The 12,900-nt window shown below is 57.4% G+C and carries 13 protein-coding genes; 10 read left to right on the forward strand and 3 right to left on the reverse strand.

All coding sequences use genetic code 11. From position 1 onward, the window contains the following. Positions 1 to 3 precede the first annotated feature (3 nt). From PMI09_RS03220 to ligD, 10 genes are all read left to right on the forward strand, one after another. Positions 4 to 408, forward strand: coding sequence for a DUF6950 family protein (locus PMI09_RS03220; protein WP_007788826.1), 405 nt, complete (start codon positions 4 to 6; stop codon positions 406 to 408). Then, entirely contained in the window at positions 408 to 2,831 is a 2,424-nt protein-coding gene (locus PMI09_RS03225) for a phage tail protein (protein WP_007788829.1), read from the forward strand. Before PMI09_RS03220 ends, PMI09_RS03225 begins: the two co-directional genes overlap by 1 nt. After that, positions 2,831 to 4,363, forward strand: a complete 1,533-nt coding sequence (locus PMI09_RS03230; protein ID WP_007788830.1) for a hypothetical protein — start codon at positions 2,831 to 2,833, stop codon at positions 4,361 to 4,363. Before PMI09_RS03225 ends, PMI09_RS03230 begins: the two co-directional genes overlap by 1 nt. A gap of 14 nt (positions 4,364 to 4,377) precedes the next feature. Next, the gene (locus tag PMI09_RS29665; protein WP_007788832.1) at positions 4,378 to 6,171 is read left to right on the forward strand and encodes a putative carbohydrate binding protein; all 1,794 of its coding nucleotides are present in this window, start codon (positions 4,378 to 4,380) and stop codon (positions 6,169 to 6,171) included. 2 nt (positions 6,172 to 6,173) lie between these two features. Further along, on the forward strand, positions 6,174 to 6,749 hold the full coding sequence (locus PMI09_RS03240; protein WP_007788834.1) for a hypothetical protein: 576 nt from the start codon (positions 6,174 to 6,176) through the stop codon (positions 6,747 to 6,749). Positions 6,750 to 6,908: 159 nt separating this feature from the next. Continuing rightward, positions 6,909 to 7,874, forward strand: coding sequence for a glycoside hydrolase family 19 protein (locus tag PMI09_RS03245; protein WP_007788837.1), 966 nt, complete (start codon positions 6,909 to 6,911; stop codon positions 7,872 to 7,874). 3 nt (positions 7,875 to 7,877) lie between these two features. After that, positions 7,878 to 8,156: a hypothetical protein gene (locus PMI09_RS03250; protein ID WP_007788839.1), complete on the forward strand. Its 279-nt coding sequence runs from the start codon at positions 7,878 to 7,880 to the stop codon at positions 8,154 to 8,156. 129 nt (positions 8,157 to 8,285) lie between these two features. Continuing rightward, positions 8,286 to 8,651 carry a DUF1515 family protein gene (locus PMI09_RS03255; RefSeq protein WP_007788843.1) on the forward strand — a complete coding sequence of 122 codons (366 nt, stop codon included), beginning with the start codon at positions 8,286 to 8,288 and terminating at the stop codon, positions 8,649 to 8,651. A gap of 117 nt (positions 8,652 to 8,768) precedes the next feature. Continuing rightward, a complete protein-coding gene (locus tag PMI09_RS03260; protein ID WP_007788845.1) occupies positions 8,769 to 9,215 on the forward strand; it encodes a hypothetical protein in 447 nt (148 codons plus the stop codon). Between the two features lie 47 nt (positions 9,216 to 9,262). Next, positions 9,263 to 10,309, forward strand: coding sequence for a non-homologous end-joining DNA ligase (gene ligD / locus PMI09_RS03265; RefSeq protein ID WP_037081769.1), 1,047 nt, complete (start codon positions 9,263 to 9,265; stop codon positions 10,307 to 10,309). A gap of 304 nt (positions 10,310 to 10,613) precedes the next feature. Here ligD and PMI09_RS03270 read toward each other — a convergent pair whose 3' ends face one another. From PMI09_RS03270 to PMI09_RS03280, 3 genes are all read right to left on the reverse strand, one after another. Continuing rightward, positions 10,614 to 11,489 (reverse strand): hypothetical protein, encoded by an 876-nt coding sequence (locus PMI09_RS03270; RefSeq protein ID WP_052026501.1) that lies wholly within the window; start codon positions 11,487 to 11,489, stop codon positions 10,614 to 10,616. A 184-nt stretch (positions 11,490 to 11,673) separates the two neighbouring features. Further along, positions 11,674 to 12,231 carry a hypothetical protein gene (locus tag PMI09_RS03275; protein ID WP_007788852.1) on the reverse strand — a complete coding sequence of 186 codons (558 nt, stop codon included), beginning with the start codon at positions 12,229 to 12,231 and terminating at the stop codon, positions 11,674 to 11,676. A 3-nt stretch (positions 12,232 to 12,234) separates the two neighbouring features. Next, a complete protein-coding gene (locus PMI09_RS03280) occupies positions 12,235 to 12,822 on the reverse strand; it encodes a ComF family protein (RefSeq protein WP_037081793.1) in 588 nt (195 codons plus the stop codon). Positions 12,823 to 12,900: the final 78 nt, after the last annotated feature.

Below are 12,900 nucleotides of genomic sequence, written 5' to 3' on the forward strand. Positions count from 1 at the left end.
CACATGACCAGAATTCCCGGCTGGGAGAAGCGCCTCAACCTGATTGTGGCGAAGCATCAGGCGTTGCCGTCAGAATACGGTGTATCGGACTGCTACCTTATCCCCGACGACGGTGTCGAGGCGGTGACCGGCGAACGGATGTATCCAAAGGCGCTCGGCTACACGACCGAGGCTGGTGCTGCCAAGAGGCTACGCCAACACGGCTTCGAGACAGTCCGCGATGCCTTCGCTGCCAAGTTCGAGGAGATCCCGCCAGCGATGGCGCAGCGCGGCGATATCGGCGTCATAGATCGCGATGGCGTGCTCTCCGGCGGCCTCTTCACATCCATCGGTTTCATGACGCGCGGCGTCGAGGCCGTCGAGTTCCTTCCGGCTGCGGCCGTGACCTATGCATTCAAGGTGACCTGATGCCTTTTCTTGCCCCTATCGGTGCTGCCCTCGGTGGCTTTTTCGGCTCGCTCGGCATCATCGGCAAAGCCATCATCGGGATCGGTCTCAATCTCATAGTTGGCAAGATCCAGCAGCGCCAGGCGAAGAAAAACCAGAAGCAGGTCGGTGGCGTCGAGTTCGAGCGCGAGTACGGCGAGAACGTCAGCCGCAAGGTCGCGTGCGGCCTTGTCGGCATCGCCGGGCATGACTGCTACGTGAATACATACGGCAGCTCGAACAAGTATCTTGAGCAGGTCTACGTACTGTCCGATTTTCCCTGCGACGGCCTGTCGCGCATCTGGGCAGGCGGCTCGCTGCTGTCGCTTGGCGTCATCTCCTCTGATCCTACCCAGACGGTCTACAGCGTGACGGCCGGCGACTATGCCGGACTGATCCGCTTCACATTCTACACTGGCATCCAGACGGCGGCAGATGCTGCCTTGATTGCCAATTCCAATCCGACCGGGCGCTGGACTGCCGATCACATCGGAACCGGCATTTGCTGGATCAAGGCGGAGCTTACCTACGACCAGGAGAAGCTAGGCCAGTTTCCGGATTTCTTCTTCGAGTTCCGCGGTGCTCGTCTCTACGACATACGCAAGGATTCCACCGTCGGCGGCGTCGGCGGTCATCGCTGGGACAACTACTCGACCTACGAGTTCTCCGAAAACCCGATCGTGCAGGAGTACAACTACCGGCGCGGTTTCTCCGTCAACGACGATATGTTTTGCGGCATGGGGATGGCAGCGTCCGATCTGCCGTTCGATCGCTATGTCGCGGCCATGAATATCTGCGACGAGGATGCCGGGGGTGAAAGGCGCTATCGCTGCTCCGTCCTGTTCGATTGCGACGTGCCACATGGTGATAACATCGAGGCCGTCATGACGTCCTGCGGCGGAATCGTCATCGACGACGTCGACGGCTCCTGGCCGTTGATCGGGACCGATCAGCCGATCGTCGAGACCTTCACGGATGCAGACCTAGTGCGGGGCGAAGCGGTCCGCTTCCAGCGTCGTCGATCAATGGCGGATCTCGTCAATGCTGTTTCCGGCACCTATCCGGAGCCGTCGAACATGTGGTCGCCGGCTGGCTATGATACGCAGACGAACGCCTCTTACGTGGCGCTCGATCGGCGTACGCGTGACGTGTCGCTCGACTTCCCGCAGGTTCGATCAAAGCGACAAGCCAACCAGTTGGCCTCGATCTACTTCAACGAGAACCGTTACGAGGCGACGGCTGACATCGTCCTGCGGCCACGCTTCCAGACGATCAAGGCTGGCGACTGGGTCCGGTGGAACTCGGCACGCTATGGCGACCGCGTCTACATGGTGCAGGCGCGTGCTATCAAAGCCCTCACAAGTGATGGCCCTCGCAATGTCTCGCTGTCGCTGCAGGAGCGTGACGGTGGCATCTATGACAGCGTCGGCGTGATCCCGCCGACGATACCGATTCCGAACGGGGAGCCGGTCTATCTAAACGAGCTGCAGGACTATGCTGTCATACCTGTCTTGGCTGTCGGCGCCGATGGCCGATCCTATGCGGCGTTCCGCATTTCGTGGGCGCCGATCGAGGACGTAACCGTTACCGGCATCACATTCCAGTGGCGGATCAAAACGGAGCCTGCCAACGTGTTCTCACGGCAGGCGAGAGCAGACGAGACCATTGCCTTCATCCAAGAAGGCATCGTCAGCCTGACGGACTATGAGTTCCGCTACAAGATCAACGCCAACCGTGCCACCAACTGGACGAACTGGCTGACGTTCAAATCGCTTGATGGCGGCAACAATGATCTTGAGGTGAGTCTTTCCAACCTTCAGAAAGACGTGCTCGACAGATTTTCCGAGCTTCAAGCTGGTCTCGATGATACCCGACCACTCCTCGAGCAACTGTTGACGAGCTTTCAGGTCGGGACGGCTGCCTCCGAAACGGCGCGTCGGCGGTTGGCGATCGAGGTCGGCAATAACCGGGCTGCCTTCGATGAGCAGGTTGTTGTCGTTGCCGACGAGCTGCAGGCGATGGCCGAGCAGATCACCGACGTAGAAGCCGAGATCGATGATCGATTTGCGCAGGGGCGAGTCCGCTTCACTGCGGTGGCAGCACCTGCAGGGGTAACGGCGCGCTTCTCCGTGCAGCTTCGGGCGACGCTCGGTGACGCATACAAGGATTCCGGTTTCTTCCTTGAAATCTACACCGACGCCGGCGTGCTCAAGAGCCGGTTCGCCGTTCTTGCCGATCAGTTCATTGTCACCAACGGTGCCGTGAACGCTCTGCCTCTCGTATTCGAAAGCGGCGCCCTCAAGCTTCAGGTCGCCAACATCGGGTCGATCACGGCAGCAGATATCAGCCTCGGAGGCGGCAAGGTCCGAATGAACTCCACCGGGATTACAGTGAGGAGCGGCTAATGGCAATCAGCTGGCATGTAGGCGTCGATTATGAGGACGCCGGCTGCGTCAAGATCATGAAGGACGCGTCGTATGATCCGGTCAATACGCCGGACAGCCAGCGCTACAAGTTCCTTTACAACAGCAAATACCAGACGATGCGGCCATCGGGTCGGGATGTGCAGCCGTATCTTGGGGCTACAGAGGTGTTCACGCCGGCCGGCAGCAACATCGGCAACTTCGCGAAATACCATCGCTCCTTTGTTGGCAACAACGGGCAGCTGTTCTATCGGTCGTCGTTCTTCACCAGTCTGGAATACAGCGTGCCGCTGTACGAGGTGAAACAGAAGGATCAGGCCAACACCCTCTACTATGCCGCGCGCGTGACACGAGCGTTTATCGGTTTCAACAATCGCTCCGCCTATTGGACCACACCGGCTTATATGGAAGTTGGTTGGATGAGCGACTTCACGAGCACGGGGTTCTCCACGAATTTCAGCATGTCGCAGGGGTTGGCCTCGCTCTTCGATACCTCGCTGTTTGGCCAGTCGTGCAAGGAGGTTGTCGTCTGGAACCTTCCCGGCAACAACGTGGCGATTGCCAATCCGCCGTTGGCTCCTGTCGCCGGGCAAGTTCAGGTACAGATTACCAGCGACTTTTGCCGCGCCTCGAAACCCGGCTACGACGCTCGCACGGCAACGCCTTCGCAGCTCTATTTCGATAGTTCGGCTCGCACCACCAAAGTCATTGCCGCCGACGACATTGCGCTGCCCTCGGGCACGACGGTTTATCCACTTGGCGACCTCATGGCTGGCGCTGTCGGCAACCTGTTCGCGGACGTGATCGTCTATCAGGGCTCGACAGTCTACTACCCGACGAATCCGCTTTCCTCAGAAACGGAGTACGGGGCTGACTACTATTTCAGCGGCGCCAACCTGGTCCTCTCTAACCCCTATGGGGCGGCGCGGGCTCGCTTCATCGTCTATGCACAAGACGACTCTTCGCCAGTCGGCGGCGGTAACGACGTGTGGCGCGAGTTCAACGATGGCACTCGCGACGTGGTGCAGTTCCTCCGTCCTGGGGCGTCAAACCCACCGCGTCTCGCGGATGTCATGGTCGATAGTCGCTGGCCGATGGTGCAGATCATCGCCGAGGGCTACATCAACGTCACTGCGCAGGCTGACGGTGCGCGCGAATGGTCGGTGCCGATCGACAACACGGGGCTGTTTCCGTTCGTGAAGTACGTGACGGTCCATGGTGGAGGGGCAGGGGTTAACCTCGGCGGCTTTGGCGGCAATCTGTCGGCCCGTGTCAGGCCGCCATTTACCCTGTACGGCTACGTCGATCCGACTGAAACCGGCAAGCAGTATTACACCGGCGGCGGCTCGACCTATTGCCGGCTGACGGCTGGCGAGGCGCGCTTCTACACCTTCAGGGGATTGCCGACCCGCAAGTACCTGTCTGGCGGCAGCTCGCAATCCAACCTCGTCACTGAAAGCGACCCGACACCGATCGTCGGCATCCGTTACTACATTCTCGGCATCCCAGCTTAGGGGACTTCAAAAACATGACGACTGCTTACACGACAGGGCAAATCACCCTGACGAACGGCTCCGCCGTGGTGACTGGTATCGGGACGGCCTGGGCGACGGCGTTGATCGCCGGCGGTTTTATTTCGGCGCAAGCGGAGGGAAACCTCCTGCTGATCGAAACTGTTGATAGCAACACGCAGATCACGGCTTTGATAGAGTGGGCCGGTGCAACGGGGACTTACGACTACGTGCTTGTCCGCGACACGGCATATCTTCAGCAGCTTACGACCAACGCCAATACGCTGGCAGAGCTGATCGCTGAACTGGCTGCTGGGACCATCTTCAAGTTCGATGCTTCTGGCGATCTGGCCGGGCGCGCATCCTACAACGATCGCGCCAAGGGGTTTTCCTACCTCGTCATCATCGGCGTGACGCAGCCGCAGCTCTATGTGAAGGCGTCGGCAACGTCCGGCGATTGGGCTGGGCCGTTCGCGTACGGCGCGGGGCCAGTCGGTCCTATGGGACCAGCTGGCTATGCAAACCCGCGCGGCACCTACAGTGCCGCAACAGCCTATGCCAGGAACGACGCGGTTCTCTATAACGGCTCATCCTTCGTGGCCCTACAGGCAACCACCGGCAATGCTCCGCCTACGCTGCCAACGACCGCGAATGCTTACTGGCAGCTCACGTCCATCAAGGGAACGGACGGAACCGGCACGGGTGACGTTGTCGGTCCGACCGGTGGTGTTGCCGACGGCGATATCGTTGCGTTCGATACAACGACGGGCAAACTGATCAAGAAAGCCGCGAACGGTTCTATCGGAAACGCCTTGCTTGCGAATATGGCGAACGCGACGATAAAAGGTCGTATCACGGCGGGTTCGGGTGCTCCTGAAAACCTGACACCGGAACAAGCACGCGGAGTGCTTCAGGTCGACATCCTAAGCGGTTTTCGCAACAAGCTGATCAATGGTGATTTTTTCTTCAACCAACGAGGGGCGGCGTCATATGCGGCAAACGCTTACACATTTGATCGCTGGTTTCTCAGCGGCGGAACCGGTTCCGCTAACACCATCAGTCGCGTGACAAACACCCCCGCGCAAAATGAAGACAGCACTTACACCCTCACGTGGGTACGTGGGACAGTCGGGTCGGCCGCGTCATTCTTAATTCAACGAATTGAAGATGTTAGAACTCTCGCAAACACTACGATAACGGTTACGTTTGACGCAAGCGCCGCAGCGGCCACCGATCTTTCGGTTGCACTCAATCAGTTTTTTGGTACGGGTGGGTCGCCTAGCGCATCAGTCGGCATTGCCGCACAAACCGTTGCTTTGACTACAGTGAAACAGCGGTTCAGTCTGACATTTGCTATCCCGAGTATCAACGGAAAGACAATAGGGACGAACCTTGATTCGTTTCTTGAGTTTTACTTTTTTCGCACCACGACGCAAACGAACCCGACCACGACAATCAATATATCTCGTGTTTCCGTCGTTAAGGGAGATGCAACCCGTGAAAGTGATCCGTTCTCACCACGACACCCACAGCAGGAAAACGCACTCTGCCAACGGTACTATCAAGTTTATAACTTGCTACAGCTTCAAGGATACAACACGGCTGGAAACTTGATTTATATACAATTGGTAAGACCTGTCCCAATGCGAGCAGGTCCCACAAACGCGTTGTCCAATCTAAGCGGTGTCACGAACGTCACAACTCTTGTGATTGCAGCTAGCACGCAACTCGCCATTTCTTACGGGGTTAGCATCGTTGCAACTGGTTCGGGCGGTGTGAACTTTGTCGGTACTAGTGACGCGGAGCTATGACAATGGAAGTTTTAGGGTTCACGCAATTCGGGTTCATTGCGGTTGTTATCGACGACGCGGAAATGATCATTCCCGACGACATGGCAAACCGTCATCGGCGCCGCATCTGGGATGAATGGGAAATGGCGCCGGCGCCTGAAGGTACGCCTGATGACGAGCGTGTGCGCGAGAACGTGATCCCCGCTTTTCCGGAGCCGGACCTTTCTGCGATCAAGGCTTCTCTCAAGGCCTCGGTCGATGCCGCAGCGGAAAGTGAACGCCTAAAATACATCACTGGGGGCTCTGGTCAGGCCATGACCTACCAGCAGAAGGCGGAGGAGGCGAAGCGGTATACCGCGGTAGTCGAGGCTGGCGGAACGCCACCGGAGCCTGCCGGCTTTCCATTGCTTTCAGCCGAAGTTGGCATCACCGCTCCGACGCTCGGAGACGTTGCCGCTGTCGTCAACGGCGCTTTTCTGCAATGGCAGATCATCGGCGGAGCGATCGAGGCGGTGCGCTTGGGCACCAAGGCTGCAATCGATGCGGCAACTACTGAGGCGGCGGCTGAAGCGGCGGCCGGCGCCGCAAACTGGCCCTGAAGCAAGAAGCCCGCCGGGGTGAGGCGAGCTTCCTGACGCATTACAAGAGAAACTGACCGCATCGGTCGGTCGCATGAAATCACAACCGGCCGTACATCGCGCTTCAGCCAATCGAAGTAGGCGGGCCAACCTTTAAGCGAAAAATCTGGAGAGTTTCTAATGAACGTACGCGTTACGGCTCAGCACATTCGCGCGGCCGCTCTCAAGCCGGTCAACGAAGCCAATATGAATTCCGTCCTGGTGTCGCTCGATCGCTATCGTGACGACTTCGGCATGGATCGCGTGCACCGCGTCGTCCAGTACCTGGCGCAGCTGATGCACGAAAGCGGCGATTTCCGCTACGATCGCGAGATCTGGGGACCGACGCCGGTGCAGGCCCGCTATGACGCGCGGGCAGACCTCGGTAACACGCCGGCGCTCGATGGTGACGGCAAGAAGTATATGGGCCGCACCGGTATGCAGCTTACCGGTAAGGCCAACTATCAGGCGTTCTACGACTGGTGTGATGAGAAGGGCTTCAACCCTCCGGACTTCGTCGCCAATCCGGATCTCGTCAATACCGACCCGTGGGAAGGGCTGGTGCCGCTCTGGTATTGGGATAGCCGCAACCTCAATCGCTATGCCGACCAGGGCGACATCGAGACGATCACCACGAAGGTCAACGGCGGCAAGAACGGGCTTGGCGATCGTGTCGAGCACTTCGCGCGCCTGGTGCTGGTTGTTCTCGGCCTGAAGCCGACGCAGATCCGTGAGTTTCAGGCGTCGAAGGGCTTGGTCGCAGACGGCGATGTCGGGCCGAAGACACGTGCTGCTCTGCATGCCGAATTGCTTGCTCTGTCCGGCGCGACGCCGGCGCAGGGCTTCGTCTCGGCGCCCGTTATCGCGGACAAGCCTGTGGTGCCAGCGGCGGTCGAGACGCAGGTGAAGAAGAAATTCAATCTGCTTGGTTGGCTTGGTGGATTGGGAACCGGGTCAGGCATCGGTCTGAGCTTCCTCGGCGGCATGGACTGGCGCGCCATCCTCGTGATCGGTGTCTTTGCTCTGGTCGCCTTCCTGTTGGCGCTGCTGCTGCGCCACTGGATCATTGCAGCGGTGAAGGACATCCGCCAGGCCGTCGAGGGTTGAGCTATGCTTGCGTGGCTGCCTGACAGTCTGAAATTGCCGATGGCTGCGATCGGCGGCGCAGTCGCCGCCGGCGCGGCGCTGATCGTCATCAATGCGTTGTGGTGGCTGCCGGCCGCCAAGGAAGAAGGGAGGGTCGCGGAACGTGCTGCGGCCCTGCAGCGATCGATGGATCTGATCAAGCAACGGGGTGCGACGAATGAAGCGGTGGGCAGGCTTAGCGATGGAGATCTGTGTCATAGGCTTGGTGGTCAGTGGGTGCGTGACGCGGGCACCTGCGAATGACGGCGCCGGCTTCGAGCGCCTGACGCCATCGTCGGAAACGCGGAAGTTCATCATTGCCAACGACCGACCGTTTGCTGAACAGGTCGCTGCGCACAACGAAACCTGCGACCAGCAGCCGGCCTGCCGGAAATGATGGGGGATGCAGTGACGCCAGTTGAATTCGATCCCCGAACCCATCAGCAGCTTGGCGAGTTGCTGGCAGAGGTTCGCAATCTTCGCGATGCCTTCCGCGCCTCTGAAATCAAGTCCGACAACAGCCGCGCAACCATGCATCAGCGCATGGACCAGCTTGTGGAGCGTGTTGGCAAGGTGGAGGGCAATATTGCGGCGGTTCAGGAAGACATTCCGGAGATGCGGCGGATTACGGATGAGGTGCAGCGTTGGAAGCTGATGGGGATAGGTGGACTCGGGGTGATCGGTATCGGTGGCGTTGCTCTGGGCGTCACGTTTTCCGATGTCATCCGCCGTATCGTCCTGGCTGTCGTCACGCGCTAATGGCAATTTCGCCGGCGCCATGCTTGACGTCGACAGGAAAGAACGCCATTTGATCCGCAGGCGTGGCGGCCGCTTCCACCAATAGCAGGGCATCAAAACCTCAACAGAGGATGAACCATGCTGTCTGATACGCCTTCCCAAACCATCTTCAATTTAACCGCAGATGGACTTGCCTGCGAGCGTCCTGGAGTGCTGCGAGACTATGCCGGCTGGTCCGTTGGCAAACGCCGAAAGCTTAATGTCTGTCGCTTTATGGCCGAGAGAATTGCACCTCGCTATATGTTTCCATTGTCATTCCGCTATGGCGACCGTCCAGTTACCTCCGACGAATTGATAGCCGAGCTGGAGCGAATCCTATTGGAGGTGTCGGCGGAGCGGGCCTTTCTGATGGCCAGCAAGGATTGGGACCAGCGGCAGATCGTCCGTCGTGAGATAGCGGAGGCGATTTCGAAAAGGCTGGTCGGGAGATTTACCGTCGTGCAGGTCGACAACAGCGAAGAACTACTAAGGCGGTCGTCGGGCGGATCTGGTACGTGGTGGGAAACAGGTCAGATGGCACCCTGAGCAAAGGAAGCAATTGTCTTTTTAGGCTTTGCTGCTGTAATTATCCGATGGCAAAGCCCCCGCGATCCAAGCCTCTTGTTGCAAGTGACAAGCCGCTTCGCAGTCGACCGCGAAAACCGCGTGACCCGTCGCAACCGCGACTTCCTTTCGACCCGATGCCAGATCGTATTGAGCCATGCTTGGCATTGCTCAAACCGCGCCCGCCCGTTGGACCGGATTGGACGTACGAGGTAAAGTGGGACGGATACAGGATCGCGGTCCACCTCGACCACGGGAACGTCCGCATCCTTACTCGCGGCGGCCATGATTGGACGCATCGATTTCCCGGGATCGAGGAAGCTGCCAAGCGGCTTGGCGTCGGCACGGCCATCCTTGACGGCGAGGCCGTCGTGCTCGACGAGGAGGGCAGGCCGGATTTCGGGCGTCTGCAGAACTCCCTCGGTGGCCGCGGCGGCAAACTACCAGCCGGCAACGCCATCATGTTCGCCTTCGATCTCCTGTACTTCGACGGTCACGACATCAGGAACATGGAACTCTCCGCTCGCCGGTTCTTCCTGGAGTCGCTGCTGCGAAATGAGGAAGGGGCCATCCGTCTGTCAGAGGAGGTCGACGGCGATGGCCGTGAGATTTTCGCCGCAGCGTGCGTGCACGGTCTCGAAGGCATCATCGCCAAGAACAAGGACAGTACCTACCGCTCCGGCCGTCTCGGTGATTGGGTGAAGGTCAAGTGCGTCCAGAGCGACAGTTTCATGATCGTCGGCTACGAGCATTCCATGGTGGCCCGATCCGGGATCGGTAGCTTGTTGCTTGCCGCGCGCAAGGGGAGCGACTGGATCTACGTCGGATCGGTCGGAACTGGCTTTAATGAGCGCAGGGCAGAGTACCTGCGGAAGACGCTCGATCGGCTGAAGCGAAAGACGCCGCCGGTCAAGTACGAAGGGCGGCGTAAGAACCTCGTTTGGGTTCAACCGACACTCATCGCAGAGATCGAGTATCGCTCCTGGACGCATGACGGGAAATTGCGCCACGCCTCGTACAAAGGGCTGCGTGAAGCGCAGGACAATGCCGCCGTTTACGAAATCGCGGAACAGTAGTGATCTGGGCCAAGGCTGTTTCCACGCAGCCTTGGCCCAAGGATCTGCTGATCCTGCGCCACGGCTATCGAACGCTGCTTGACCTTGACGCGAAACAAAGATGGCCGATCACAAAGCCTGAAGATATTCGTAAAATGTCGTATTTTTCGCTCGTCAGTGAGACAAGGTAGAAAAAAAGCAGAAGAACTTGGACGAGCGCGCTTATGCCTCACAATGCTGCAACCCCATGTTTTCGCTGAGTTGCCGTACTTCGGCGTGGGGCGCTATCGTTCCGGATCGTAGCTGCGGCATCCGCCTGTCGTCGCTAGATCAACGTCGGTGGATCTTGGTGCTTAATAACTTCCAATACTTTGACTATTTCTTCGGTCTGTTCGCTCAAATTTCCTTTTTCGTCATACTTCGCGGTATGTTTGACGCGAACTCGTAACGCGTCATGGGGGCTTAACGGATGGTTTCCTCTATCGAACTCGTCGAGCCATTCCCGGTCCGTGATTGGAGCACTAAAGGCCCGCTTACCGTGCTTGAATTGCCATTGGCTCTTTCCCAATAGGTCAGGCTTTCGGATCACGAGCACCATATCGACGATATTCGAAAGTTCGCGATCGGTTTCAACATCTTGAAGATGTTCGGAAGGCAGCCAAGTGCGCTTGAGATTGACTTGATAATCAGTACTATCGAGCGTGATCGTGAGCGCCTCACCTTCTTTGAATTTTGTCTTTACCCGCTGGATCTCATCCAGGCTTTGGGCTAGGCGCGACGGATTTATTGACGGGTAGTCCGGAAGGTGTCGGACGTCTGTTTCTGATGCCAACTGACGAATGTGATCAGTTAGATCCTCGATGCCGGCCGGCTGGCCATCTGCCACGTCCTCGTCCAGCCATTTGAGGGCAATGTACTTGGCTTTCACGAGATACTGGCCAACCAGAGGCTTCCAATCCAATGTTTTAAGGGCGTCGTCGTCCGCCTGTTTGAGGAGGTTTCGCAGGAAAATCTTTAGACTTGATTTCTGTACGTCTTCGAGCACCAAGCTTGTTGCCATCGAAGAGTCAACAGACGTAATGAGGACGCTATCAAGATCTTCGAAAGCTCGGATAAGCTCGGCGGCGATCTCGAATACCCGCGCCGAAGAACCGTCCTCAATAAAGTCTATTTTAATCTTAATGTCGCTGTCGGGCTCCACGAAACCATCTCCCACAAGTACATGAATTCCATTGGGCATGGGGGAGACACCTACAGAGAAATTGCAAACATTCAGCTAATGCTCAATGCAAAGTTGTTTATCGCCGTTAGCTAAAGAACAAAGTGTTCCTAGAATGTTCTGGTGCGAGACTCTCTGTCAAGCCCGCTATTTTCCACCGAAATGGCTAGAACGAAAACCCCGCCTGCTGTTGTGTGAGCTTTCTGACGGTGGCAGTCAGGCTGATCTTTTTCTCGGCTTGATCTCGGGCTCCGTCAGACATGATCCCGACGAGGTTCTGCAGATCCTGGGCCCCTCTTACGATCGTGAAAGCATCTTTTTTATTGACAAAGACCACTGATTTTTTTCCTCGGCGGGTCAATTCAATCACGTTGCTTAGAGTGCCAGTGCTTTTCGCATCCCACAGCATGAGACCCAGCTCCGCTGTCTCCGCCATAGCGATGTCCTTGGCGGTAAAAAAGGCCTTTGTGCCTGGTTCGGCGGTGGTGTGAATTTCCCTCACCGGCCAGTTTCCGACATTGTTACGTGGAACCTTGCCGGAGCAGAAGACGGTGACGTTCTTCGCTCCACGTTCGTCCAGTATGCTTTGCACCGCCCGATCAACGCCGTTTGCGTCCCCAATCACGACGGCGAGGTTCGCCGCGATCAGACTGTCGAGTTTCTCAATGAAAAGCGATGGCAGGTGCTTTATTGTGATCGAACCCGCGATAAAAACTGATTCCATCTCTCATTTCCACGTTAGTGCGGCAACGTAGACGCCATTAATTTTACTGTACGTCTTCAAAGCGTTTGTCGCGGCTTCCATCGACGCGCCACTGTCGAACAGGTCATCAACTAGCAACGCATTCCATTTTCCCTGACCTGATATCACGTCTTTGATCGAGAACCTTCCTGCGAGTTCTGCGGCTTTTTCATGTTTCGTTCCGAGGTCTTTTAGCTTTTTTCCAGTTGTTGAGGGCGCCTTGACGATGATGCCAGAGAAGGAATTGACTTTCATCAACTTTGCTAGCTCCTCCGCAACCGCATCAACAGGCTGCCTTGGGCGCGCCTGAGATGCCGGCATTGGGATGACCAGCCCGAGTTGAGGGAAATGCGGTACAATGTGCTCGTAGACAGCTGCCGCAAGAAGTCCCGCTTGCGTCCAATCGCTTCTATATTTGAGCCGGAAAACAGCTTCTCCCGCCTCTGTTCGAACTGTATTAAAGGTCTTGTAGCCATATTCATTATAGCCTGCAAAGGTGCTCTTAATCTTATGCTTATCGAGTGCATAGCCTCTGTCCCACGGGCCCGACAGACTCTTAATCGTAACGTTCATCATATTCTCCTCCAAGCCGCACGATCTGTTAGCCGACTTGGGGAGAACTTGTAAATATATCTAAACCAGAGGTGGCGT

Origin of the sequence: Rhizobium sp. CF122, assembly GCF_000282035.1 — a bacterium.
GTDB lineage: Bacteria > Pseudomonadota > Alphaproteobacteria > Rhizobiales > Rhizobiaceae > Rhizobium.

What these genes read in the sequence shown, in the direction of transcription:
- PMI09_RS03280 (WP_037081793.1), bottom strand. Translation starts at nt 12,822, where the DNA reads ATGAACGTTACGATTAAGAGTCTGTCGGGCCCGTGGGACAGAGGCTAT.
- PMI09_RS03260 (WP_007788845.1), top strand. Translation starts at nt 8,769, where the DNA reads ATGCTGTCTGATACGCCTTCCCAAACCATCTTCAATTTAACCGCAGAT.
- PMI09_RS03245 (WP_007788837.1), top strand. Translation starts at nt 6,909, where the DNA reads ATGAACGTACGCGTTACGGCTCAGCACATTCGCGCGGCCGCTCTCAAG.
- PMI09_RS03255 (WP_007788843.1), top strand. Translation starts at nt 8,286, where the DNA reads ATGATGGGGGATGCAGTGACGCCAGTTGAATTCGATCCCCGAACCCAT.
- PMI09_RS29665 (WP_007788832.1), top strand. Translation starts at nt 4,378, where the DNA reads ATGACGACTGCTTACACGACAGGGCAAATCACCCTGACGAACGGCTCC.
- PMI09_RS03240 (WP_007788834.1), top strand. Translation starts at nt 6,174, where the DNA reads ATGGAAGTTTTAGGGTTCACGCAATTCGGGTTCATTGCGGTTGTTATC.
- ligD (WP_037081769.1), top strand. Translation starts at nt 9,263, where the DNA reads ATGGCAAAGCCCCCGCGATCCAAGCCTCTTGTTGCAAGTGACAAGCCG.
- PMI09_RS03225 (WP_007788829.1), top strand. Translation starts at nt 408, where the DNA reads ATGCCTTTTCTTGCCCCTATCGGTGCTGCCCTCGGTGGCTTTTTCGGC.
- PMI09_RS03230 (WP_007788830.1), top strand. Translation starts at nt 2,831, where the DNA reads ATGGCAATCAGCTGGCATGTAGGCGTCGATTATGAGGACGCCGGCTGC.
- PMI09_RS03250 (WP_007788839.1), top strand. Translation starts at nt 7,878, where the DNA reads ATGCTTGCGTGGCTGCCTGACAGTCTGAAATTGCCGATGGCTGCGATC.
- PMI09_RS03220 (WP_007788826.1), top strand. Translation starts at nt 4, where the DNA reads ATGACCAGAATTCCCGGCTGGGAGAAGCGCCTCAACCTGATTGTGGCG.
- PMI09_RS03275 (WP_007788852.1), bottom strand. Translation starts at nt 12,231, where the DNA reads ATGGAATCAGTTTTTATCGCGGGTTCGATCACAATAAAGCACCTGCCA.